A 23,557-nucleotide genomic window follows, 5' to 3' on the forward strand; every position below is an offset into this window, starting at 1 on the left:
CCATATTAACCTCTCTCTGAAAATGACGGGGGCAGCCGACTGACTGCCCCCAAAAATGATTCACTGCAAACCTAGTCCGACTTCATTGGCAGGCTTGGCATCCATCAGAATCCGGATCCCCAGGACGGAACATGCATACCCGTCCCTCAACATCAAGATCCGAACTCTGCGTTGATTGCTGCGTCGCCATTGCTGACGAAGGCGCAACAGCATTGAGAGTTCCCAAAGCAACCGTAGACTTCTCAACAGACGTAGCGGCAATCGTGCGCAGGTAATAGGTCGTTTTGAGACCACGCAACCACGCAAGTTTGTACACCTCGTCCAACTTCTTTCCAGAAGCGCCGGCCATGTAGATGTTCAAAGACTGCGCCTGATCGATCCACTTCTGCCGGCGTGCGCCAGCTTCCACGGACCAACGTGGCTCGACCTCGAACGCTGTGGCATAACGCGCCTTGATCTCATCAGGGACGCGATCGATCTTCTGAACAGAACCATCGTAGAACTTCAGGTCCGACAACATCACCTCGTCCCAGATGCCGAGCTTCTTCAGATCGGCGACCAGGTACTCGTTGACCAAAGTGAACTCCCCCGAGAGGTTGGATTTCACGTAAAGGTTCTGGAACTGGGGCTCGTTACTCGCAGAGACACCCACGATGTTCGAGATAGTTGCAGTCGGAGCAATCGCTACGCAATTCGAGTTGCGCATACCCTGCCGCCCGATCTTTTCCCGCAGGGCATCCCAGTCCATCGACGACGAACGGTCGATATCCAGGTAGCCCTCTCCGCGTTCCTGCACCAGCAGATCAATCGAGTCGAGTGGAAGAATTCCCTTCGACCACAGCGACCCGTTGTAGCTCGGGTAAACGCCGCGCTCAACAGCGAGATCCGAAGAGGCCTCGTAAGCGTAGTAGCAGATGGCTTCCATCGAGCGATCGGAGAAATCGACAGCTGCCTCGCTGCCGAATGGAATACCAAGCACGTACAGCGAATCTTGATACCCCATCATGCCAAGGCCCACCGGACGGTGCCGCATATTCGACGCGCGAGCTTTTGCCACAGCGTAGAAATTCATGTCGATCACGTTGTCCAGCATCCGCATCGCGATCCGGACAGTGCGCCGCAGCTTCTGGTGATCGAGCGCCATACTGCCATCTGGCAGTTTCACCAAATGAGCAACAAGGTTCACCGAACCAAGGTTGCACACGGCGATTTCGCTGTCGTTGGTGTTCAGCGTGATTTCCGTGCAGAGGTTGGAGCTGTGCACCACGCCGACATGCTGCTGCGGAGACCGAATATTGCAAGGGTCCTTGAACGTGATCCAAGGATGTCCGGTCTCAAACAGCAGACCGAGCATCTTGCGCCAAAGATCAACAGCGGGCAACCGTTTGAAGTGCTTCAACGTACCAGCATCGGCCAAAGCTTCATAATGCTTGTAGCGCGCTTCGAACTTCGAACCGTACAGATCATGCAAGTCCGGAACATCGTTCGGCGAGAACAGCGTCCAGTCTGCACCCTCGTGCACGCGCTTCATAAACAAGTCCGGAATCCAGTTGGCCGTGTTCATGTCATGCGTACGACGCCGATCATCCCCGGTGTTCTTGCGAAGCTCCAGGAATTCCTCGATGTCGAGGTGCCACGTTTCAAGGTACGCACACACCGCACCTTTGCGCTTGCCCCCTTGGTTCACGGCGACGGCTGTGTCGTTGGTGACCTTGAGGAAAGGGACAATTCCTTGCGATTTGCCATTGGTCCCCTTGATGTAGGAACCCAATGCGCGAACGCGAGTCCAGTCGTTACCGAGCCCACCAGCGAACTTCGACAACAGGGCATTTTCTTTAAGCCCGTCATAGATGCCCTCGAGGTCATCCGAGATCGTGGTCAGATAGCAGCTCGAAAGCTGCGACCGGAGCGATCCCGTATTGAACAGCGTCGGCGTACTGGCCATGTAGTCAAACGTCGACAGTACTTCGTAGAACTCGATGGCACGTACTTCTCGTTCCACCTCGTTCCGCGCCAGCCCCATCGCCACCCGCATCAGGAATGCCTGCGGTAGTTCGATGCGCTTGCCGTCGATGTGCAACAAGTAGCGGTCGTACAACGTCTGCATCCCGAGATAGTCCCAAAGGCGATCTCGGTCCGGACGAATGGCACTTGCCAGACGTTGCAAATCGAACCCACGCGACATGTCGTCGGCAAGCAGTTCAGCGTTCACCCCTTCCTTGATACCGCGAGCGAACGCCTCTCCGTAAGAACCGGCAAGCTCAGCGAAGGTTACGGCCTTGCCGAACACGTCGTGTCCCAACTGAAGCGCCAGGACAAGCCTGGCAGCCGCCTTGGTGTAAGCCGGCTCCAACTCGATCTTCGTACGCGCTGCAAGAATCAACGCGTTCTCGATCTCCTCTTCCTTCGCCTTGTTGTAGAGGTTTCGAACGGCTTCATCAAACAGATCTGTCGCTGAAACACCTTCGAGTCCAGCTACGACGGACTCGACAATAGCGATCCAGAAGTTAGGATCGAACGCTGATTCACCGCCACTGCGCGTGCGATACGACTTGATGTGGTCGTAACGCCCTGCAGTCTCGGCCGGCGCACGCTTCTTCGACGCCATCTCGCGGTAGAGGACATAGCCGCGGGCGACCTCGTGCTCGCCCGCACGCATCAGGGCCAGTTCGACTTGGTCCTGCAAGGCCTCGATGTGAAATGAACTGCTTTCCCCTCGTCGACCCAGCGCATCACAGACTGCTTGTGTCAGCTGCTCAATGCGTTCACGTTGTGCGGCGCTGAGCGATACGACGCCTGGGCGATACGGATTCCCATGTGCGTCATACAGAAACGCCTTGGCAAGCGCGTTTGCAATTTTCGATGCGTCAAACGGCACCGTCTCGCCATTTCGGCGAATGACCATGTAAGCACCGACAAAATCTCTTTTCATACAAAACTCCCACAAAAATGCGTGTTACCCAAATGATTGGACGAGGCCTAGTTAAGCGGCCTCTCTGCGAGATCGCTTAAGTGGATCCCGCAAGCACTGGGTGACATACGTTCGGCAGGAATTTCCCCTGACGGGAAAGCTTCCCCGCCGGGTTCAAGAACGTCGACCGCGAGGGTCAACAGTGAAAGAGAGAACGAGGTGTTCTCGATGGTGTGTACAGCATCACCAGACTAGCCAATGGTCCGGCCTGGGCTAAATCCGTCAGCTCGGGAGCGACTTGCGCTCAAAGAAACCGGCAACTTCCCAAAGGTTCTCATTCAGAGAAGCTTGGGGAAGTCCGCTCGAGTGAACGAGCGGGCTTCGGGTTGTGTACAGCAAATTCGCTGTACGAAGACATCCGGTCAGCGCAGCACCGGGGGCACAAAGACACTGTTCGCTTTGACGAACTGATCGGGATCACAACTCTCGTTGTCAACCACCAAACCGATACCGTCGAAGGCGACCTTCTTCTCCACCGTCTTACCTGCTGCTTCGACCTGCACTCTGCAAGCAAACGCGTTTCGGAGCACCTGCTCGTTCTTGATGAACTCGATCAGTTCTGCACCCGTTACGACTCGTTGAGCATCCATGTCCGTCTCCAAATCTAGTTGAGGCAGACACATTCCCCGGGATGGGGAACGTGCCCCCATCTCGGGAAAAAACTCATTTCATTGCGACGCTACACCGGCAGGATCTTCAAAAGTTCTTGCCACCATAATCGTCCGACAAACCAGCAACAGAAGTTACCTCCTGTCTACCGTTTCCAGCTTGATACTGCTTGCGCTGTTCGGCCTTGCGCCCTTCTGAAGCACCGCCTCGCTGCTGATCGTTTCCGATCGGCTTTGCGCGCTTGGCGATCAGCTCCATCGTTGACACATAGATTTCGACAACTTTCACCTTCTGACCGTTTTTCTCGTAAAAACGAGGTTTCACACGGCCTTGGACGATGACTTCGTCGCCTTGCTGATACTTCTCAGCATATTGCTCAGCGGCATTCCCAACTACGACGCAGTCGTGCCACTCTTTGACTTCCACCCATTCGGTTCCATTGTGATAGTCGTCGTTCGTACAGAGCGAGAACAACACAGTGGCACCGCCAGAGTTGCGAAAACGAACTTCAGGGTCCTTCCCCAACCAGCCGTGGAGAACACAATGGTTCGTGTTTTTCATCTCTTACCTCATCAATCAACTGAGCAACTCAACGTTGAAGGCGTTCTTCCAAGCTTTCTTTCCGTTCTGCTCGTGCCACTCGATACGACCGAGGTGCTCGATTCGAACGCGATCGCCAACTTTAGCCCCACACTCATCAATTGCTCTCTCCAGGTCGGTACCCCAAACCGGCAGGGCGTTTCCTTGGAGTTCGTCTGCTTCCATGGTCACGCAGAACTGGTCAATTTGCTTTGCGGGTTTCCCCTTCTCTTGGGAGATCTTTCTGGACTTGACGCCCAATTCGATGACTCGCCCGGTGTAGACCTTTGCAGGTCGGCTCTTCGACCGTTTCAACTCCACGGCATCCTTGAAGGATTTCGGCATCACTGCGACATCACCGTCAACCTTCTTGGCCTCCATTGTTGAAGCTACTTGGGTGTCCTCCACTTGTACCTTTGTGGACCCCCCCTCTTCCTTCTTCGCGTCACTGGCGGACTCGTTAGAACCCGAAGCGACGATCCGAAGTTTCACTTCATGCTTGCCTCGCAGAAGTCTTTGGACTTGCGCGATGGTTTGCCTGATAACCACTTCGACTTCGGCCTGGCCGGAGTATGCAACCTCCTCCAACTCGTACCGCTCGAAGCCAACTTGCTCGATCAAGGCACGGTCGTAGATTTTTACGAGCCTCCTAACCTTGCCGCCCGGGTAGAACCACAACAGCACTGACCCAAAGCCCTTCTCGAAGCTGATGGTTCGTGTGAACGCTGCCGTTACCGGACCCGAAAACGCAATTCGGCTCTTCGGTTCAGCCACGCTCATGGCCGGCTTGAGACTTGGCACCGGTTCTGGTGACTTCGTCTTTGCCGGCTCAGTCGCCTCCAGATCCTTCGGCACACGGCGCTTCGCTGCTTTCATTCCGAAAGCAAACAAGAAGCGACAACTGACGAGCAGCAACTTCGCTGCGCCACGCACCACCAGTGAAGCGATGGTGACCGCCGTCTTGAGGGCGAACCCGATCAGGACGAAGCACCACTCCACAATCGTTTCACACACTCCTTGCGGACGGCGGTAAACGCTACCTTGCTGAGACATATCAACCTCTCATCAGAAATTGACCAATGGCCTCCCCACTGAGAAAACTGTTGGAGAGACAACCAGTCCGGCTTTGACAGATGCTCCATGGAGCGCCCCGAAAAACAGGTCGCGACCAAAGAACGACAACATCTCCTTCCCGCTTTTGCGAACAGGAACGAGATCGAGCTCATCGCTCGTACTGCGCGGCTTGGCAACCTCAAGTCCTAACCTGATTGCCGCGCCGAGGACACCGATTACCGTCTGGTTGCTCGCACGGGTTCCCACGACAAACATCTCGTCGTGGCAATCGACAAACGACCAGTCAAGGTCACCTCCGACCAGGCCCGCGACTGACTTCCTGAATGTTGACTCCTTGACGCCGAGTACTACGAACAGGAGGTCTGAGGCCGCCGTTTCTACGACAGAGCCCTCCTCGAACTCTCTTTCGCCGAGCGACTCGAAGCCCATGGCCCCGAGCTGCTCTTTGAGTGAGCTCTGCGTGTAGCCTTCGACGATATGCTTCGTCATCCGCCCGCCAGATACCCCGATGTGCAAACACAGCGGGGAATCCTGCGTCGTCGACAAAGCTACGTCGAGACCATCAGTGGCCTTACGGAACAGCAGAACGTTATTCACGATCAGCCTCCCGCTAGATCCAGTGCATGCAAGCTGTCCTTGCTGGATTTGTATTCAGCTCCCCCGAAGGTTTGCGTCACCAGCTCGTGAACTGCAACTCGAACCTCATCTGAACACGACAAGGACCACGCACGTTCGAGACCGTAGTGAATGGGTGCCTCAACGAGGCCTCCACCCTGTGCCAACATCGCCTTGCCGACCCAACGACGCAGAACGCGTGTCGAGATCGTCTTGTCGAGAGCACCGGACTCGTCGGACTCACCAGCGTAGAGCTTGCGCACTTGGTTGGCGACAGTAACGAACATCTCCGCAAGAGTCTTTGGTGGCAGACCAGGTTGAAATGGTTCGATCAGCCCCGCAACCAGATCGATCTCGACCTCAGGTGGGAGGTAGCCGAACCAGCTGAACTCGAAGCGTTCGTCATTCGCGTTGTCCTGCGTATGACGTCCATGAACCAAGCCTTTGTCATCCTTTGGATTGCAGGTGGCGTAGACGCGAAACCCCTTCCGCGGAACAACAAGTTCGCTTGTTTCCGGAACCAGATACGGCCGTCCCTCCAGAAGGAGGTTCAAGCCGGTCATTTCTCCCGGATCGATGACGTTGTATTCATCGATCAAAACGGACATACCGAGGCGGGCAGCCATGAGCACTGGGCCGTCTGACCAAGACACGCCACCCTCTTGGTTCGGAACGAGCCGGCCAATCAGGTGATACGCCTGGGTCCTCGGATTTGCCGACATGCAAAGAAGCGGCAAATTCAACGCGGCGTGGAACTGCTGCACGCCTGCCGTCTTGCCTGTCCCGGGGTGACCCATTGCGCAGAAGGCATTCCCACCAGCAACGTAGAAATACGCCAGATCGCGCAGGTTTTCCATCGGCCACTTGTAAGTCGGGTCCTTGGCCGGCGTGAACGCCGAAGGCGCACTCAGACCAATCATCGTCTTACCACGCATCAGCTCAACGCCGAACGCTTGATAAGCGTCGTGCTGAACCCATTGCGGTTGGACCTGCTCTTCGGCCAGCCCAGCACCAGCGACAGCCTGCGGCGCGGGAGTGGGAGCAGGTGAAGCCTTCTTTCTGCCCTTCTGTCCCGTACCAGCGGACGTTGTAGCTTGGGTTGTCATAAAAATCTCCGGATGATTTGGAGACTCCAGTCCCCACGGGGACAGGAGCCCCCGGGGCTTAACTACTCAGAATCTGCTCCCGCCTCGACCGAATCTGCTCCCTGAGTTCTTCAGGATTCAGTCCAGCGACACGGCAACAGGTAGCGAAAGTGAAGGGGATCTCGTCTTGATAGACCCGCACTCGCACCCGGCGCTGCTCAACGACATCAGTTTCACGTCCGTCGATATCCTTATCCCTCCTATCGGAGAGAATCTGGTCGCGGTAGCCGCAAAAGTTGGGCTTCAAAATCCAATCAAGGATATCGAGCTTTTCCTCAGTGCTGATCCGCATCGACAGCAGTTCGATCGATCTCTCGAGGAGCAAAGCGTGGAGCCATTTGACGGCATCCGCACTCCATTCCTCATTCGATTCGACCGCCCCAGCGACGTTGACTGCTTTATCTACCGTGGCACCGTCTGCCGCCTCAAAAATCTCAGCGAACATCTGGCGCAGCAGGGGCATGTCCAGATCGTCGAATCCCTCAGGGACCGGCCGAACCTTCTTGGACTTGCTCTTGGCGTAGGCGACTTGCCTCGCTTCACGCTCTCGCGCTTCCTGGGCGTCCTTCGCTTCCCGCACGATTTGCTCGTGCGCCGGAATGAAGAAGAACGTTGCCTGGATTGGTGATGTCGAAACTTGCCTCATGAACCATCCTCCTTCTCGGAGAACAGTTCGGCACCATCCTTCAGCGCTTGGACGATATCGGCAGTACGCCGACCGTCCTTCTTTGCACTGATGAATTCGTGCCGGCCATTGGCCTTGCGCTTCCGGGCGAGGACGATACATCCCCCGGAGCCCGACAACTCCCAGACCGTAAAGAACCGGTCTTTGGAAACGTTGTCGTCGACCTCGACACGCGACACGACACGAGAATTGCCCTGCAGACGACTGACTTGCGTCCAGTCCATAGGCTTCTCCATCTGTGAGACGCGAGAAACCCATCCCCCTGCGGAAATGAGATTCCCGCAGGGGTTAATACGCGGCAAGGTTGCCGCGCCAGGCTAGGCCTGTAACAAAGGTAGGCTAGAACACCAGCTTTAGCCGGAAAACTCCGGCAATACCCCCAAGACACAACAGTGTCCAGAGAGCATTTCAACGACGTTCAACAGCTACGCCGCACGAAATACCTGGCTTTGGAATAGACAATGGAGGAAGGGAAAGCGTATCAACGCCTATTCGAAAGCCCCCGGTTCCACCAGGGGCTGGTACTTCTGGCAGTGCTTGAGGCACTCCCGGGCCAAGGGCCCGCTTAACTAGCGAATTAGCGGTTTCCCGCTAGGGGCCGGCCGTCGCCAGCTCGCAACAATTGGGCTACGAAAAGGGTACCAGTTCCAGCTGCTGGGTGTGGGTTCTCTACCGACACGTGGCCATTCTGTACCGCGACCGTAGAAATTGCAAGCACGGCTTCCTACCAAGAACCACAGGCGGCCCTTATGCAGTACCGACTGGTGCGCCAAACAGCGCATTACGCCGCATACCTGCAAGAAAGACACCCTTCATAGACGACGATTCCGCGTTGTTGCACCCGGTGGCGACAATTACTCTAGGCTGACCCACTTCCTATGAGGAATCACCATGACAACTGCAGAAAACGTCAACCTGCTGCGCCCGACCGTGACCGAATCGGTCGCGGAGTTCGCTCGCGAAGCTTTCGGCCGCCAGATGCGCGGCGCTGTGGCGATGGAGCCCGTTGAATTTTGCTCCACCATCGTGCAATCCATCGTTCGACGAGAGTACCTGCTGCTGAACAAGAATATCTCGTTCACGATCGACGCTCCGCGCACGTTGCCCCGGTTCGATACGACTGCGTGCGACGAAATCGATGATCTGTTCAAGAAGAAGATTGGCGACACGATCGTCTATGTCGACAATCTGACCAAGCAGCTGTGGGCGCTGTTCGAGAACAACAGTGAGACACCGGCGGCTGAGTTTCCCGGCATGCTCAAGCAGGATCTCCCCTACGTCTCTCCGCGCGTCAAGGAGTACATCAAGCTCCTGCGCCGCGCAGATGAGTACCTCAAGCTCATCTGGGCTGCGTATCTTGCCGGCCTCGTAAGCGCGCGCGACCGTCACAGCGCCGAGATTGCTGTCCGCAAGCGCCTTCGCTCGATCTCCAACCTCGCGCGCGACGTGAAGTTCCGGATGTACAAGCAGTTCAATGCCTGGCAGGCCGCTGAGAAAGCCCGATTGCCTGCCGGTTCCTCCGCAGCTGCCACTGCGGGATCTGCCCACACGGGAGACGAGAGCGTGGAGACCGACGCCACCGAAGAAGGCGCGACTGCATCAGCTACCGATGAAGCAATCTCCGTCGCGCCGGCATCCACCGAAGCCCACTCGCATGCCGAGGCAGCCTAACTCGTGAGTCTCAATCCTTCCCAGCACCGCGTGGCGTACGGCCACGGCAACATCCTTGCCGTGGCCGGCCCCGGCTCGGGGAAAACCAAAACGATCATCACGAAAATCGGGGTCACCCTTGAGGCCGACCGGAAGAATCGAGTCGGCGCAGTGACCTTCACGAGCGATACGGCGGCTGAAATGCGCCATCGCCTAACTCGAGACATCGGGCCCGACGTACTTAAACGCGTAGAGTTGGGTACCTTTCACAAGCTCTCGATCGATCACCTGCGCCGGCACAAGATGCTCGGCAAGATCGCTACACCACCTGAACAGAAGACTTTCCTCAGGCGCGCGATCGCGGTTACCAATACCGAAATCGACAACGAAACGGCCTTAAAGCTGTTCGAGAACTTCAAGTGCGCGATTGCGCCCGACGAGTCGGATGTTCCTCCGTTCATCGCGGCATACAACGAGATGCTAAAGCGCAACCGCGTTGTCGATTTGTATGACGTCATGCGCGACTGTGCTCTGAAAATGACTAGCGGAGAGCTTCCCCCTCTTCCAGTCACCCACCTTCTAGTCGACGAATTCCAGGACAGTGACGAGATCCAGTTCGTCTGGATGATGGCGCACGCCAACAGGGGCATCCCTGTCACCATCGTGGGGGATGACGATCAGTCGATTTACGCTTGGCGTCGAGCTCTCGGCTACAAGGGCATGATCGATTTCGTCGAGCAAACCGGCGCTGAGATCATCCCCCTTGGCGAGAACTATCGATCCCACTCTGAGATCCTTGGCCCTGCAGACAGGCTGATCCGTCACAACGCTGGACAGCGAGTGGAGAAGAACCTCGTCGCAAAGCGCGGCCCTGGTGGATCGGCTCACGTCTACGCTGTGTCTGCTGCGAACCGGCAGGATGGAGAGGAGCACGATTCCGTTGCCCTTCAAACTCAGTTTCTCGTGCCCTTCATCCTTGAGTTTGCGCTACCCGAAGACGAGCAACCGGGCGGCAGAATTGCAGTTCAACCAGAACAGTGGGCGATTCTCGCGCGAACCAACTTTATGCTCGACACGGTCGAGGCAGTCTTGGACGAGTTCAACATCCGCTCCCGAAGGAACGGCGCCTCGTTTTGGGACAAGGACTACATCAATACCTATCTCCAGTTACTCGTGTCCGTCGAGACGATGAGCCGCAGCGGCATCGATCACGCCCTCGCGTTCGTCGGCGCCGGTGAAGAAGCCCTCAGCCAACTTCACAAGCGGATACCCGGCGCGACCATGGCTCCGTTCTTCGAGCGGGACTTCGACGACTACGGCGATATCGCGAAGGTCGATGCAGAGCACATGCGTTCACTTCAGCAGCTGCTAGTCACTTGGCGACAGGATGCGCTGTATAGAAAAATCCCTGGCACGAACACACCGATGCGTGCGGTCAACCAGGCTATCGATAGCGCAGCCACCTTCCTCACCATGGGAATGCGCCAAGGACAGTATAGGGACCGCGTCTCTAAACATCTGACCAAGGCGGCGGACATTCTTAAACGTCGTAGTGGTTCGCTGGTGTCTCGTGTTCAGAGCGTCCAAAAGCCCAAGGGAAAGGACGATCCAGCCTCTGTCGGCTTGTTCACCATGCACAGTTGCAAAGGTCTTGAGTTTGGCAACACTGCCATTGTCGGCGCCGACAAGGACATCATCCCTTCGCTTGGAGAGGGTAGCTCCGAGGTCGACGAACGGCGGTTGATGTACGTGGCGATGACTCGAGCGAAGAACCGCCTTTTCATTCTCCACTCTCCCGCGAACGACACGCCATACATTGCTGAGGCTGGGCTGGCCTCGAACCCTGCCACGGTCTACCCCGACTGAGCCTCGATTCCAACGATCTACATCAAAAGACGATCCACATGACCCGCGTTGTGCTGCCGACTGTCGCTGACTACAAGCGCCTGTACCGACAAGAGAAGGCCGAGCTGTATGCCCAAGACAAGTGGGCCGACACCGCGTGGCTGTATGACTTCTGCGTCCTCGCATGGAAAGGCTTGGTGTACGCAATTGTCTTGGTCCCCGTGGCCGCCTTCTGGGTGGGTGCGTCGGATCTTCCCTATGTCCGGGAACTGCTCAATCAGAGCAATTTTGAAGATCTGAAGAATCTCCTGCTCCGGTACTTCGTTGGCTTCTACTTCCTTAGCTTCTTAGGTCACGCGCTCTTCTACCGTTGGACTTTGCCTTCCCGAGTCAAGCGCCGCATCACTGCGAAGGTGGTGGCTCAATACATCAAGGACGACATCCGAAGCGGTCGGTGACGCGAGCAACTCCGCCGGCGAGGTGGGCATTGACGACATCGTCGTCAAGAAGGCAGAAGCGCTCTCAATGGCGATGGTCGGCACACTCTTGGGCTTGTTCTACGTGCTTCCGTTTATTCGGCTGTTGGTCAACGCGAAGTCCTCGGTTCGCCGAAGCACTCATTCCCGGCCCTAACCATTCCAACTCCGCTCACCTGCCCCGGGGGCTGCCGTTGCAGGTGACGAAACTCTGATCTCTGATGCGTTAATCCAACCGCTTGGCCTAGTGTCAGCTATTGGTAGCGATTACCAGGGGGAGCCCAAAAAGTTTCGCGTAGCCCTCGGCGTGGCGGTGCTGTAGAACAGGCTCTCCCGTGCCTTTTGTCCACCACAAATTGGACATCGCCACGATCAAATCCGGCTTTTCCCGCCCGATCGAGTAGAGCACCTCCCAGGGCAGATACTCTTCATAGCAGAAGAGAAAAAGTGCCCCTCTTCCGCCGATAGGCATCACCCCGCTGGAAAACCATTGGGCGGGATAGTGATAACGAGATAGAGGGTTCCATTCGGCGACGGGCACCGTCTGGCGTGCCTGAAATTGAAGTTCGTGTACCCCGTCCGAGGTGTACTCGTACTCGCGCGCAATGTTGGCCATTCCGACGTCAGTCATCGCGTTTGCACCAAACACCACGCTCACCTTCTTCTGTGCAGCGGCCTGCTTGAGCATGATCTCAAGCACGCCATCTTCGGAAGAGTCATAGGTGCCTATGATGCTTTCTGGGAACACAATAACCTTTGCTCCCCGGGAAGCTTCATCATGGATGATCGTGCGCATCTTCACGAGTGTTTCAGGAAGGGTATCTGGCGTTTGGACACCCCATTCCGTAGAAACGCCCACCCAATCTTCTGAACGTGCGAACGAAGCCTCCTCCAAGGGCGAAAAGACCAGCGCGACAACCACTGCAACGCCCACCGCTACCTGGCCAAAAAATCTGTGTGCGTAAGCGCCGAGCAACGTGGTGAAGCCAGCGCCCAAAGCAAGCCCCAACCACTTGGTTCCTGGGAACCAGAATCCCCAAGTGGCCACAAGCGACCCTGCCAAGAACGCTCCCAGCGGCGGATAGGTCCACAAGACGGTCCATGCCATGACCGCAACCGCCTTTTTCTTTGGGCTTTGAGTGTCATTCGGATACAGCGCAGCAACGGTTGCACTGAAAATCAAACCGTAAGTGGCACCTGCTGCAAGCCCCAGAAGCCACGATCCGCCGAAGAAGGTACCGGCACCACCGAAGCCCATCAGGCCAATGTCGAGACCGTATCCCAACGCAAGACACCAGGCTTGCAAGCGGGATGTGCACATAACCATCACCACAGGGAAGAGTGCGGCCAACAAGGGCGCGGCATGCTCTCGCCAACTGAACGCACACATCGATGCTCCAACCGCAAACGCGAGAAAGCACCCCGCAAGTTTGCTTTGGCCAAATGGCAACGCTGTCGCCCGCCACTGGCTGAAATTGCCCCAAGTCTTGCCGGCCATAAAGATCCATTCCTCAAAAGCAAACCGCGGCGGATCTTGAGGTCCGCCGCGGTCTATGTCTAGTCGTTCAGCCTACTGCCGCGACTTGTGCAGAGTCAGAAATGACGACTCGCAATGCGGGTGCCTGCTGAGCTTGTGCCGGAGGCTGCGTAAAGTTGGCGACGGGCGACGGATCGTGCGTCAACGCCGGCGGTTGAGTGGAACTCAGCTCTTCAAGATGGAGATCCTGCCCAGGCGTTCGCAAGCCTTCTCGAGCAAGCGGCTGCTGGTGAGTTACTTCACCTATGCGCTGAATCTGCCCGCTTACATTTGTCGCCGAGATCCCGTTGTGCTCGATGTTGGCGTGAATTTGGGCGGCGTGACTGATTGTCAGACCGTCAATCTTCTCGCAGCGAATCGTCGATCGGTGGGAGGACGTTCCGACCTGGCCTAGAACAATGCAACGGCCTTTGGCCACGATATCGCCCTCAACAATGGCACTTGAGTCGATCAACAGCGTTCCGGACTCACTGATGACATTGCCTTTGACCACGCCACCAATGCGACCGCCTTCTTTCAATCTGAGCGCCCCTTCGATAGTGGCGCCGGCTGGCAGTACCGCTGTGATCTTTTCCTTTACGGGATCGATGCTCAGCACGCACGACACCGTTTCAGATGCTTGATCATTCATGGGGGTGATGTTCATTTTGACTCCTTACCTTTACTGAATTGGCCGCCAACCAAGATCGGCGAGTTCTGCTCCGCTGCCGGCGCCTCGTGCGGTTGCGGCCGCACAGGAGCCTCCTGATGCACTACGCGAGGCCTCACGATCTTCGGAGCAGCAGGCAGGGGCACAAGCGGCGCCCGTTCAATGAGAGCTTGGGGAACCGGTTGAACTTCGGCTTTTTTCACCGGCTGGGCCTCCACCGCGACGGGAGCCGGCGCAGCAGCCTGAGCCGGTGGCGCCACCGGGGCATTCGCCTGTTGAGGTCCTGTAGGCGCTGAGGCGAACGGTTGCACCGCCGAAGCTTGGCTGTGAACCTCCACTGGGGCTGCCGGCTGCGTCGGTGGAATGACAGCAGCTGCTTGCGTGACCACTGCAGACGCTGCAGAAGGGGTCACAGCTGAAGCCGGAGCCTGTGTGACGGCCCCACCAGCAACTAAAGTTGGCGGAGTGCTTGAGGTCGCAGACGACCTCGTCTCGTTATGAACCGTCGGGAGAAAACCCTTAAAAAACTTCCATCCGTCGCGCATGTAGATGGTGCCGGCCGTGAACGCAAGCGCTCCGACGCATCCAACTGTCAACGCAACCCGCAGGCGCTCCGCGCTCAGCGGTTTCATGACGAATACCCCCCCCAGCTTTCGCCATCCCGTCTTAGCAGTGAGGCTTCGCGCTTGCCTGGAGCCGTCCTCAGGCTTTGCGAACATCACTTCAGGCTTGGGCGCTGGTGGTAACGGCCCCAATCGAGGCGCGGCCGCATTCGCCGCAGTCGCCTTGGATTGAAAAGGCGGTCGTGTGGGGGTACCTCCAACAAACTGTTCGAGACGCACCGTAATGGATGAGCCGATCACCCTCGCGTCTAGTTCTTCAAAGGCCATAGTGCTCCTTGCGATGTATCAAAAACCTGTCCCGCCTGCTACTGCACGCGGCATTTCCGGGATACCGGCCAAGGAGGCCGCAGTTACCCTTCCAAGTGCGCACCCCCGCACCGATGGAACCATCGGGACAGGCGTCGGCACATCTGCATCTGCGGGCGCAACGAGATGCAGCATTTCGGATTTCAAGTTGCTTTCAGCGCCCTTGGCCGACAATTCAGCACTAGGAGCTAGGCGCTCGTTCAGAGAGGTAACGCTGGTAGCAGCTTGCACAGCTTTACGCATCCGGAACCTCGCCCCCCCTTTTGGAGGGGGAAGCGGCGGAGCCGCCTCGAGATCAGCAATCGGCTGGTCGCCACCGGCGACAGCTTCCGAGGTGTGACCATCTGCATTAACGGCCACAAGCTGCAAAGATTGAGAAGCATGTTCTCCACGAGAAGCTGCTCGTCGACGGCCGTAAAAGTCCTGAACCTGGCCGAAGTCTTCCGGAGGCGCAAACTGAGACTGAGCCTTCAACTGGAGAAGAGCCTCCTCCATCGCGCCTTGGTCAAAGCCTGCTTCTTTCTGCTGACGCTCGTATTCCATCGCCACCTTCACCGCTTCATTTGGATTGATATCCCGGAGAACGAGATCGGCGTAAAACACAGATGAGTTGTCGGAGTCGGCGGACACGGTGTTGCGCATTTTCAGCGTCATCGGAATGCCGGTCAGGCGATTCCCAAACGCAGCATGCATTGAGTGAACCTTTGTAACGAGCGTTTGCGCCGTGTTCCTTCCAGCGGAATGGAGAACAAACACCGAGAACGGATCGTCTTGCCCCTCAATTCGAAAAATCAACGATGTGCGACGTTGGCACTGCACTTCCTGCGTGTTTCCGAAGGGGCAACGTTCGCATCCTGGACAGGCCGTTGCGACTGTTCGCTGGTCGCTCTCGAGGCGAACAGCGCTCTCCCCGTTGCCGACACACACTCGTCTACCATCCACAAGACTACGGGCTTCTAGTTGCTGGGTAAGCAGCAGCTTGGGGTTGTTGTAAGGCAGCGTGATTGGAATCTCGCGCAACTTCAATTCACCAGTCGCTGTGCCTGCATGGCCGTCTAACTTGAGCCTGTTGTGAAGCTTGTCGTGGATGGGATGCTTTGCCCAGCTGCCGTCGGCATTGCGTTCGCGGTTGTGCACTTCGAAGTAATCGAAATGCACCAGATAGTCCTCTGCGCCACCCAATCCAGGGCGAGTCTCGCCCATTCGCACGGTGCCAAGAATTGGGGTATCAAATTCGAGACCGGTGATCACGTCATTCTCCTGTAGGTCGCTTGAGACAATTTCAACAGACCGCGCGTCAATTTCTAGCCCTCGCGTTCAATGTCGTGTCTCAAGCCCCCAAACGGCCGCTTTTCCCGTTAGGAATCGAATGCTCTCATCGATTCCGGCGATTTCGGCTCCGATATCCGCTCCGCTTCTCGCTGGTACTTCGATAACGTTCACGCCACTACTGTTATGAAGATGAACTCGGAATCCCTGACTCATCGTCGTGACAGTGACGCCTTCAATCGCTGCACCGTCCCCTAGCGCCCCCTCGATACGGCGTGTACCAGCACCAAGCAACATCCTGCGAGCGTCGTCGATAGCCTTGTCGATCCATTGAATCTGGCCAATGGCGGCACCTTGGAACTCCTCCACATGAAAGCCCAAGTAGCCCTGCAACTTCGCATGTATGCTTTGCCAAACATCGGGAGCAGGCAGGCTGAATCGTGACGCTCCGGTGGTCGCCCGGGCTACGACTCCAATGGCGATGACGACCAGCGGCCATTCGTCACCAGGACCCACTGCGTGAACGTACTTCTCGATTCTCGCGGTCTTTCCCTTCATCGTCATTGCGACCATCTCCCTCTCAAAGTTGCGCATGGACGCTGGAGAGATCACGGTCGTACCTTGAAGAGAGATAAAGCGGTCTAGCGTCCTCACCTTGTAGGGCGTCGTCGCGCGCATCAACAGTGCAAGTTCCTCCATGAACCGATACTGCCCCTTAGCCGACTCAGTGCGACATTTGCGTTGGCGAGGCAGCAGAATCGGCACCCCGAAAAGTGCGCCGCTGAAGGTTTCGAGAGGTTTGTTCGTCATGTCAGATCCCCAGGACGTTCATCGGCTTGGCATGCGCAAGCATGTTCGGCACGCCGCGAAGCAACCCGACCTTTCGGCAGATCGCATCGATCTCGGATTTCGGAACTGAGGGAAACAAGCCGCAGATTTCGCGAAAGCCTGTGGCTCCGGCAGTAACTACCTTGCCCTGCTCGTCTTTCAGCGTAATCAGAGTCGGAAACTTCTCGGAGGCTGCGAGCAAGACGGCAAGAGCCTTTGATCGCAGTAGGGGTGGGTTCCCTAGATTGTTGTAGACCGCGCGGACCTCGTTGCAGAAGTCTGTCTGTGTGACAAAGTTGACCTCGGCTAGCTCGAGAAAGGTGTTTTTCACATACGCCTGCAGAGCAGGCGATTTGGGGCGAGAGAGTGTGTTCAGTCGTTTCATGCAGCCAACGATACCGAACCTTCCTCCAGTTTCTATCCCCGCTGTTCAAGGTGCCTGACGCCAGAAAGGGGCTTGAATCGGAGTAATGGCCCTGTACGCTGATCTCAGACTTTCGAGGTGTGAGATGAATGCGTTCCCCAATATGATGCAAAGAGCAAACCTTCCGGCCTGGCGAGGTAAGAAAAAGGCGGTCTTTGGCGTGGATAGGGACAGCTACTCGATGGCCGTCACCGACGAGGAGTACCACTCTGACCGTGACTACGTGTCGTCGACGCAGCTGAAGTCGATCCTCAAGACCCCAAAGCATTTTCTCGCGGCTGTTCAAGGGGCCGGCAAGGACAAGCAAGTGTTGGAATTCGGTCGCCTTGCGCATATGGCCGTGTTTGAGCCGTGGCGATTTGAGGACGTGGTGCTGCCCTATGACGGCGAGTTTGACCGACGCCTTCGTAGCTGCAAGACGTTTATCGCTGATCATCCGAACCATACTGTCATTGGGCAGGACAAATTCGACGCACTCCTGTCCATGCGCAAGGCAGTTCGAGAACACTATTTTCGCGGCCGCACTCTTGGAGAGTGGTTTGACGAAGGGGAGTCGGAAAAGGCGATCTACTTTGTTGAGCGGGTAACGAATGTCAAATGCCGGGTCAAGGTAGATAACCTGCACCCCGAGTTCATCTTCGATCTGAAGTCGACCGTCGACGTTCGACCCGCAGCATTCAACGGCTCTGTCCACGCTTACCATTACGATCTGTCGGCGTTCATATACCAGACGGGCGTCCAGTACTTTACTGGTGAGGAGAGGCCATTCGTCTTCATTGCGGTTGAGAAGGAAGCGCCCTACAGCGTCATGACCTACACCGCAGGAGACTCCCTGCTCGACAACGGTGCTCAGAAGTTCGAGGACGGCCTTAATCGGTTGAACCATGCACGCGCGCATGATTCTTGGCCGGGGTACGCGGGAGACTATGTTCTCGAAGTGGATCGGTGGCACGAATACCAATCCAACCACGACATCCTGGCCTCGGCCTAGCCTGCCCATGTTCTGAGTCTCCCGCTGTCTACATGGACAAACTGCTTGGTCGCGTAATAGCCAACACCGCCACCGCGGAGGTATAGCCCCAACCTTGCCAAGTACTCTGTTGGGACGTCGGGTACACGTATATCGGCTGCCCGGCCGACCAGGTGCATGGAATTCCGAGCTGAACCTTCAGTTCTTCCGTTCGTCGCTTGCGTTCGGTACCCTGATGTGACGACGATTGGACGTTCGATCCCTGCCTGCGCGAACCAGCCGTAGACTCCGCACAGAATGTCCAAGAGGGTGGGATTCATCTGAACCACCGCGCCGGCGCGAACGTCTCGAAGCAACGTGCAGCATTGGACATAAGCATCGACAACGAGCTTTCCGTCTGCCCAATAGACGGTTCTGACTTCTTCCCCTGTTTCTTTGCGTCTCAGCCACAGGGCCCGCGGTCGGGACCAGTAGTCATCCCGCGCTTGCGCAAAGATGGCTGGAGCATAGGCCGCCGCCGCCACTAAAGTCGCGCTCTGTAGAAAGCGTCGACGTGGCAGGCTCGTGATCGGCGAAGGGGCGGGATGGGAAAGATCTTCCATTCCGCTATTTTTTTCGGACTAGCCAAAGTCAGCCAGCGCGAAACGGTACGCATCAGGGGTAGCTTTCGCGTACGAGTTCTCGCGCCCAGCGCTCTAGCTGGTCTGCACACAAAAAAAGGGAGGAAGCCTCAGCTTCCTCCCTTTCTTTTCTACGCGTGATGATCGTGCGGGTTGTGTTCGGCGTAGTACGCCGCGTCTTCCGCCGCATGCGTTCGACGCTCCACTTCATCAGTCAACTGTTCTTCGCTCGATGAACGCTTCCTTTTCGAAGAAGAGTCTTGATCAAAGAAGCCGACGAAGAAGCAGAAAAGCACGAACAGACCCACTGCCCAATTGAACAATGTCTTCATAGCTACTCCTCGAAAAGTGGAGCAGCTCGACCGCGGGGTACGAGTGCCCCACGGGTCGGTTATCCGGTCGCCCGAATTGGCTGGTTCCCCAGCTGGTCGTTTGAAACACGAATGGTCGGTCTCAATTTGAGCACACATCGTAGCCGACCAACTGCGAACTGGCAACGAGCCGGTTCTTGCTGAGAAGTTATCAACAGGGCGCTGCTGGTAGGTAACCACTTCTAAGGGCCACCATGAAGAGTTTGTTCTTTTAGTTTAGAAGAACATCCTTTGTTTACTTGTTTACGGGTCGAGAACTGGCTTCGCGCAAGCGTTGGCAGCTCAGAAGGTAACCTAGTCTATGGACTTAGGCACCTTCCACACGGCACCTATCGCTTGTCAGGTTACTGACTTCACAAGAGCCAGGTATCCAGTTCTCGTAATTTGGGCCGGGGCAAGGCCGGTAGACCTGGTTACCTATAACCGTCGATGCCTATCCATTGTGCAACTCACCCACCTTCCCTTGAAGCGGGCTGCCAAACCTGTGCCGTCGCGTCTTAAGCGGCGCTTCAATCTGTTCTGAGTGGTAATAGGTAACCAGATCTACTAGGTGGGACTGATCTGGGATGCGCTGAGTGACGCATGCTGGCGGCTCTGTGGGCCTCTCACCACAGCGGCTTCCTTTCGGCACTGCACATCGTGATTTGTCAGCCTAGATACGAGCTTTTCAGCGGCTCGCCTGACAAGTAACCACTTTCACGCTCTCTCGGGAGTTGGCCGCCCTTCCCGTGCCGCTCTTCCAGTAAGGGGTAGAGGTGGTTACCAATGGCCTCCAGAGAGGCAAAAAGAGAAGGTTCTCCGTTCGATAGGTAACCATTTCTACAATCCGCTGAACGCTCCCCTGCCTTCGGTAGAAGTGGCCCGTAGGCCATTCGGCGCTGTCATGCTGTCCAGCTCAAATTCGAATTTGTGGGGGTATGGCGCTTCTTTTCGGCTTTTTCCAAGTCCTGTCAACGGGTATCTTCACAGTCTCCGCTTCCAGATGGGAAGTAGTTTCGAAACCAACCAAGCTTAGCCATCAGCTTTCACTCGTCGTCCGTCCTCTATGAAGTCGGATCTTCAACCGAGCGTTGCTATACGGTGGAATCGAGCATTGGGCACCGAGTTCGACAAGGGTATGAGCGTTCAAGCTAGTGGGTCGATCACACAGTTGCCTGCGCCTCAGCAGGCTGCACTGCTTCCTATGGTGAAGCGTGGTAGCCCCGTCACCATGCGCAAGGCGCGCGAAGCCATCTTCGTTTTCCCAGACAGGCCCCTGTCAGTCCTGCAGCAACGACTCTTCAACTCTTGCGTCTACTTTGCGCAGCGGCAGCCCGAACTCCACAGCTGGAAGGTTCTGATTTCTGAGCTCGAGCACGTCATTGGCTATAAAGATTCGAGCAACCGCCGTTATGTCATGGGCGAGTTACTTAGCCTCATGAAGGAGCATGTGGTTTGGGATGCGACCACGAACCCGTTGGACCGCAAGATTTCAGCCTCGACGTTGCTTGCTGATGTGACGCACTTGGTCGACCAAAAAGCGTTCGAGTTCTCGTTCAGCCCGAAGCTTCGGGAAGCTCTTCTTGATCCCAAAATTTGGCAGCGCATCGGTAATGCCCCCGTTTTCCACAGTCGGCAGAAGTAGAAACTAAGCGGCCATGGCCAGCCGCTGCTTCGGGGTAAAGCCGCCCAATGCCATATTTGGGCGCTCGTGATTGTAAGTCCACATCCAGTCGGCCGCTGCCTGCCGAACCTGCTCCAGGTCTTCCCACAGATATTGCGAGAGCCATTCGTATCGCGCGGTCCGATTGAACCGTTCGATGTACGCGTTCTGTTGCGGCTTGCCCGGCTCAATGTATTCCAGCCGTATACCTAGCTTCTGCGTCCAAGTCACGATGGCTGTGCTCAGGTATTCTGGGCCGTTGTCACAACGAATTACCTTCGGCTTGCCACGCCATTCCATGTGCTGCTCCAGCGTGCGAATCACCCGCTCGGACGGCAGCGAGAAATCCACCTCAATGCCCAGCGCCTCGCGGTTGAAATCATCAATCACGTTCAGCGTCCGGATGCTGCGCCCGTCAACGAGCTGGTCATGCATGAAGTCCATTGACCACACTTCGTTGATGGCATGCGGCACCGACAGCGGCTGCGGCGTTTCGCGCACCAAGCGTTTCTTCGGCTTGATGCGCAGGTTCAGCTCCAGCTCCCGATAAATCCGGTAGATGCGCTTGTGGTTCCACCCGAATCCCTGCACGTTACGCAAGTAGTAATAGCACAGCAGAAAGCCCCAGTTGCGATGACAGCCCGTGATACGCATCAGCCAGTCTGCAATCTCTTCGTTCTCCGTGTTCAACTTCGCCTCGTATCGGTAGCACGACTCGCTGATGCCGAACACTGTGCACGCCACACGAATTGACACGCGGCGCTGTTGCACAACCTGCTTTGCCATCTCGCGCCGGCGAGATGGCTTCAGAACTTTTTTGCAGCGCCTCCGAGGCAATCTCAGCCTTGAGCTTCTCCTCGATGTACATCTTGCGCAGCCGGGCATTCTCCGCCTCGAGCTCCTTCATGCGCGACATCATCGACGCGTCCATCCCGCCGTACTTCGAGCGCCATTTGTAGAACGTTGCCGAACTGATGCCCAGTTCCCGGCATAGCTCCGGCACCGCAAGCCCAGCCTCCGCGCGCTTGAGCGCCTCCAATATCTGGCTATCTGTGAATCTCGACTTCTTCATCTGCAGAACTCCCTCTTAACGAGAAAATTCTACTTCTCCCAGCGGTGGATTTCAGGGGGTATTACCCATCAATCTACTCATTTCGCAGCGCTTCCGTTCGATGGGTAGTGGACCTTTATATGAGTGGTGCAAACGTTACGAGCGCACCGGCATGACCAGTCGATGGTCATGGGAGGACTTCAGGCATGCTGTTGTTGGAATCATTGACTCTGACTCGATTTACGCACACTTCAAACATTTCCGCGCCAAAGTTCTCAACCGCGCCATTGCGGAAGTGAATGAGCTCACGGACATCGAAGTTACCCTCATCCTTCATAAGGTGGGGCGCGTCGTAAACCAGATCCAGTTCAAAGTGGATCGCAAGGGGGGCGACCTGGCATTAGAGGCCGATTCTCAGAACCCACCACAAGTCTCATCATCAACAACTGCGCTGCTGGAGGAGGTTCTTAAGCTTGGTGTGTCGCCGAACAAAGCCGCCCAGCTCATGAGCGAGTTCTCCGAGGAGCAGGTCAGGGCCGCGCTCCAACATACCCTGCTTCGCGACGCGTCGAAAGACAAAGAGCCCCTGAAGAGTCGGGCATCGTTCTTTGTCAGCAGCATTGAGAATGGATATTCGCGATCAGGTGTTTCGGGAAAACTCAACGCTGGGACATCCCCTCGTCGCCCCGTCTTGAACGACGCTGACCTCAGGGAATCGTTCATGTGCAGCCGTGACGCCAAAGCGGAAAAAGCGTTCTTGGAGATGCCCCTCGACGAGCAGGCGGAGGTGCTCCAGCGATACAACTCCAGTGTGCGGAACGACAAGCTCTTGTACGACCCATCCCGTAGTACAAAACTGGCAAAAACTGGGTTTATCCGGTTCTTGAACCAGCATTTGTGGGGCGAACCTGGTGATGCCGATCTGTACGCCTATCACTTCAAGAACTGAGAGATCCTGCGTGTTCTGTAGCTTCTTACTGGTATTGGCCGCAATATCTTTCCGCTAGCCTTGCCAATTTGGGTTCTGCCGGGCGTGTAAGGGCAGTTGCTCCCCCCCTCCCCGTTCCTCCATTATTCTTCCTTGCTTGAGTCCGGCCGGCGATCGGCCTCAGATGGCCACACAACGGCCACAGACAGGCAAGGAGGAGCATGTCCCCCAGTTCAATGGCCACTTTCCGGCCATTGATCGGCGCACTATGGCCTCAGGCTGTCCAGGTGCGTAATGAGTTGCCGCTTTACACCTTTCCCACCGCCGTTTCTGGTCAAAGGAATTGCGCTCTCAGTGAATGGAAATGCTGTTAGAGCGATTGCGGCAGCCTTGTCGTGACCTACTGTACACATACATATCTGCATAATTTGATGGATTTTTGTCGTACTTTCTTTATATTTTTTTATTTCTATCGTCAAATTGTTGTGAAGTCACTCGCTTGATTGCGCGGGACCAGCTTGCAACCGCTTCAGCGTCATACCGGGCAGCACTGTGCCGATCGGGCGGCGGCTAAGGGGTAAAAGTAAAAACACACAATCAAGATCCTGGGCGGCGCCTCTTCGAGGAGCAGTTGCCTTGGCGAAGCGACTTGGCTCGAGCCAACTTTCCTATCGGCTTGGAGTGCGCCAT

General features: G+C 56.4%; 22 protein-coding genes. 6 read left to right on the plus strand and 16 right to left on the minus strand.

The genetic code is table 11. From position 1 onward, the window contains the following. Positions 1–82 precede the first annotated feature (82 nt). From V6657_RS30345 to V6657_RS30380, 8 genes are all read right to left on the minus strand, one after another. Positions 83–2,932: a ribonucleoside-diphosphate reductase subunit alpha gene (locus tag V6657_RS30345; protein ID WP_024979408.1), complete on the minus strand. Its 2,850-nt coding sequence runs from the start codon at positions 2,930–2,932 to the stop codon at positions 83–85. A gap of 401 nt (positions 2,933–3,333) precedes the next feature. After that, the gene (locus V6657_RS30350) at positions 3,334–3,561 is read right to left on the minus strand and encodes a hypothetical protein (protein ID WP_024979407.1); all 228 of its coding nucleotides are present in this window, start codon (positions 3,559–3,561) and stop codon (positions 3,334–3,336) included. A gap of 106 nt (positions 3,562–3,667) precedes the next feature. Continuing rightward, positions 3,668–4,141: a single-stranded DNA-binding protein gene (gene ssb / locus V6657_RS30355; RefSeq protein WP_024979406.1), complete on the minus strand. Its 474-nt coding sequence runs from the start codon at positions 4,139–4,141 to the stop codon at positions 3,668–3,670. Positions 4,142–4,156: 15 nt separating this feature from the next. Then, complete coding sequence (locus tag V6657_RS30360) at positions 4,157–5,212, minus strand: hypothetical protein (protein ID WP_024979405.1); 1,056 nt, start codon at positions 5,210–5,212, stop codon at positions 4,157–4,159. A 12-nt stretch (positions 5,213–5,224) separates the two neighbouring features. After that, a complete protein-coding gene (locus V6657_RS30365; protein ID WP_024979404.1) occupies positions 5,225–5,830 on the minus strand; it encodes a hypothetical protein in 606 nt (201 codons plus the stop codon). 2 nt (positions 5,831–5,832) lie between these two features. Beyond that, positions 5,833–6,954, minus strand: a complete 1,122-nt coding sequence (locus V6657_RS30370; RefSeq protein WP_024979403.1) for an AAA family ATPase — start codon at positions 6,952–6,954, stop codon at positions 5,833–5,835. Between the two features lie 58 nt (positions 6,955–7,012). Next, positions 7,013–7,639 carry a hypothetical protein gene (locus V6657_RS30375; RefSeq protein ID WP_024979402.1) on the minus strand — a complete coding sequence of 209 codons (627 nt, stop codon included), beginning with the start codon at positions 7,637–7,639 and terminating at the stop codon, positions 7,013–7,015. Beyond that, positions 7,636–7,902, minus strand: coding sequence for a hypothetical protein (locus V6657_RS30380; protein WP_024979401.1), 267 nt, complete (start codon positions 7,900–7,902; stop codon positions 7,636–7,638). Before V6657_RS30380 ends, V6657_RS30375 begins: the two co-directional genes overlap by 4 nt. A gap of 667 nt (positions 7,903–8,569) precedes the next feature. Between V6657_RS30380 and V6657_RS30385 the strand changes: the two genes are divergently transcribed. From V6657_RS30385 to V6657_RS30395, 3 genes are read left to right on the plus strand one after another with little or no spacing between them, the layout of a single operon-like run. After that, a complete protein-coding gene (locus V6657_RS30385) occupies positions 8,570–9,349 on the plus strand; it encodes a hypothetical protein (RefSeq protein ID WP_024979400.1) in 780 nt (259 codons plus the stop codon). A gap of 3 nt (positions 9,350–9,352) precedes the next feature. Continuing rightward, the gene (locus V6657_RS30390; protein WP_024979399.1) at positions 9,353–11,194 is read left to right on the plus strand and encodes an ATP-dependent helicase; all 1,842 of its coding nucleotides are present in this window, start codon (positions 9,353–9,355) and stop codon (positions 11,192–11,194) included. A gap of 38 nt (positions 11,195–11,232) precedes the next feature. Next, complete coding sequence (locus V6657_RS30395) at positions 11,233–11,631, plus strand: hypothetical protein (RefSeq protein WP_024979398.1); 399 nt, start codon at positions 11,233–11,235, stop codon at positions 11,629–11,631. A 268-nt stretch (positions 11,632–11,899) separates the two neighbouring features. On the opposite strand, the gene V6657_RS30400 is transcribed toward V6657_RS30395, so the two are convergent. From V6657_RS30400 to V6657_RS30420, 5 genes are all read right to left on the minus strand, one after another. Then, positions 11,900–13,147, minus strand: coding sequence for a hypothetical protein (locus V6657_RS30400; RefSeq protein ID WP_024979397.1), 1,248 nt, complete (start codon positions 13,145–13,147; stop codon positions 11,900–11,902). A 67-nt stretch (positions 13,148–13,214) separates the two neighbouring features. Then, complete coding sequence (locus V6657_RS30405; protein WP_024979396.1) at positions 13,215–13,832, minus strand: polymer-forming cytoskeletal protein; 618 nt, start codon at positions 13,830–13,832, stop codon at positions 13,215–13,217. Between the two features lie 911 nt (positions 13,833–14,743). Further along, a complete protein-coding gene (locus V6657_RS30410; RefSeq protein WP_024979395.1) occupies positions 14,744–16,015 on the minus strand; it encodes a hypothetical protein in 1,272 nt (423 codons plus the stop codon). Between the two features lie 66 nt (positions 16,016–16,081). Further along, the gene (locus V6657_RS30415) at positions 16,082–16,843 is read right to left on the minus strand and encodes a hypothetical protein (protein ID WP_024979394.1); all 762 of its coding nucleotides are present in this window, start codon (positions 16,841–16,843) and stop codon (positions 16,082–16,084) included. 1 nt (position 16,844) lies between these two features. Next, positions 16,845–17,246 (minus strand): hypothetical protein, encoded by a 402-nt coding sequence (locus V6657_RS30420; RefSeq protein ID WP_024979393.1) that lies wholly within the window; start codon positions 17,244–17,246, stop codon positions 16,845–16,847. Between the two features lie 124 nt (positions 17,247–17,370). Between V6657_RS30420 and V6657_RS30425 the strand changes: the two genes are divergently transcribed. Beyond that, positions 17,371–18,276, plus strand: coding sequence for a PD-(D/E)XK nuclease-like domain-containing protein (locus V6657_RS30425; protein WP_338755989.1), 906 nt, complete (start codon positions 17,371–17,373; stop codon positions 18,274–18,276). Here V6657_RS30425 and V6657_RS30430 read toward each other — a convergent pair. Next, complete coding sequence (locus tag V6657_RS30430; RefSeq protein ID WP_080693741.1) at positions 18,273–18,857, minus strand: DUF882 domain-containing protein; 585 nt, start codon at positions 18,855–18,857, stop codon at positions 18,273–18,275. The two genes, V6657_RS30425 and V6657_RS30430, sit on opposite strands and share 4 nt — an antisense overlap. Before the next feature lie 149 nt (positions 18,858–19,006). Continuing rightward, positions 19,007–19,207: a hypothetical protein gene (locus V6657_RS30435; protein WP_024979391.1), complete on the minus strand. Its 201-nt coding sequence runs from the start codon at positions 19,205–19,207 to the stop codon at positions 19,007–19,009. A gap of 1,132 nt (positions 19,208–20,339) precedes the next feature. Between V6657_RS30435 and V6657_RS30440 the strand changes: the two genes are divergently transcribed. Continuing rightward, the gene (locus V6657_RS30440) at positions 20,340–20,870 is read left to right on the plus strand and encodes a replication initiation protein (protein WP_338755990.1); all 531 of its coding nucleotides are present in this window, start codon (positions 20,340–20,342) and stop codon (positions 20,868–20,870) included. A 3-nt stretch (positions 20,871–20,873) separates the two neighbouring features. Here the strand turns inward: V6657_RS30440 and V6657_RS30445 are convergent. After that, positions 20,874–21,960 (minus strand): IS3 family transposase gene (locus V6657_RS30445; protein ID WP_237433453.1). Its coding sequence is split into 2 segments (ribosomal slippage): positions 20,874–21,708 and positions 21,707–21,960, totalling 1,089 coding nucleotides; the frame shifts between segments, so codons are not numbered across the junction. A gap of 151 nt (positions 21,961–22,111) precedes the next feature. Here V6657_RS30445 and V6657_RS30450 point away from each other — a divergent pair. Further along, positions 22,112–22,888 (plus strand): replication initiation protein, encoded by a 777-nt coding sequence (locus V6657_RS30450; RefSeq protein ID WP_338755991.1) that lies wholly within the window; start codon positions 22,112–22,114, stop codon positions 22,886–22,888. The last annotated feature ends 669 nt before the right edge of the window (positions 22,889–23,557 follow it).

Source organism: Ralstonia sp. RRA (assembly GCF_037023145.1).
In the GTDB taxonomy this organism is placed as follows: domain Bacteria; phylum Pseudomonadota; class Gammaproteobacteria; order Burkholderiales; family Burkholderiaceae; genus Ralstonia.

Excerpts from the sequence above, each read along its gene's own strand:
- V6657_RS30345 (WP_024979408.1), bottom strand. The coding sequence starts at position 2,932 with ATGAAAAGAGATTTTGTCGGTGCTTACATGGTCATTCGCCGAAATGGC.
- V6657_RS30350 (WP_024979407.1), bottom strand. The coding sequence starts at position 3,561 with ATGGATGCTCAACGAGTCGTAACGGGTGCAGAACTGATCGAGTTCATC.
- ssb (WP_024979406.1), bottom strand. The coding sequence starts at position 4,141 with ATGAAAAACACGAACCATTGTGTTCTCCACGGCTGGTTGGGGAAGGAC.
- V6657_RS30360 (WP_024979405.1), bottom strand. The coding sequence starts at position 5,212 with ATGTCTCAGCAAGGTAGCGTTTACCGCCGTCCGCAAGGAGTGTGTGAA.
- V6657_RS30370 (WP_024979403.1), bottom strand. The coding sequence starts at position 6,954 with ATGACAACCCAAGCTACAACGTCCGCTGGTACGGGACAGAAGGGCAGA.
- V6657_RS30375 (WP_024979402.1), bottom strand. The coding sequence starts at position 7,639 with ATGAGGCAAGTTTCGACATCACCAATCCAGGCAACGTTCTTCTTCATT.
- V6657_RS30380 (WP_024979401.1), bottom strand. The coding sequence starts at position 7,902 with ATGGACTGGACGCAAGTCAGTCGTCTGCAGGGCAATTCTCGTGTCGTG.
- V6657_RS30385 (WP_024979400.1), top strand. The coding sequence starts at position 8,570 with ATGACAACTGCAGAAAACGTCAACCTGCTGCGCCCGACCGTGACCGAA.
- V6657_RS30395 (WP_024979398.1), top strand. The coding sequence starts at position 11,233 with ATGACCCGCGTTGTGCTGCCGACTGTCGCTGACTACAAGCGCCTGTAC.
- V6657_RS30400 (WP_024979397.1), bottom strand. The coding sequence starts at position 13,147 with ATGGCCGGCAAGACTTGGGGCAATTTCAGCCAGTGGCGGGCGACAGCG.
- V6657_RS30405 (WP_024979396.1), bottom strand. The coding sequence starts at position 13,832 with ATGAACATCACCCCCATGAATGATCAAGCATCTGAAACGGTGTCGTGC.
- V6657_RS30415 (WP_024979394.1), bottom strand. The coding sequence starts at position 16,843 with ATGACGAACAAACCTCTCGAAACCTTCAGCGGCGCACTTTTCGGGGTG.
- V6657_RS30420 (WP_024979393.1), bottom strand. The coding sequence starts at position 17,246 with ATGAAACGACTGAACACACTCTCTCGCCCCAAATCGCCTGCTCTGCAG.
- V6657_RS30425 (WP_338755989.1), top strand. The coding sequence starts at position 17,371 with ATGAATGCGTTCCCCAATATGATGCAAAGAGCAAACCTTCCGGCCTGG.
- V6657_RS30430 (WP_080693741.1), bottom strand. The coding sequence starts at position 18,857 with ATGGAAGATCTTTCCCATCCCGCCCCTTCGCCGATCACGAGCCTGCCA.
- V6657_RS30435 (WP_024979391.1), bottom strand. The coding sequence starts at position 19,207 with ATGAAGACATTGTTCAATTGGGCAGTGGGTCTGTTCGTGCTTTTCTGC.
- V6657_RS30450 (WP_338755991.1), top strand. The coding sequence starts at position 22,112 with ATGACCAGTCGATGGTCATGGGAGGACTTCAGGCATGCTGTTGTTGGA.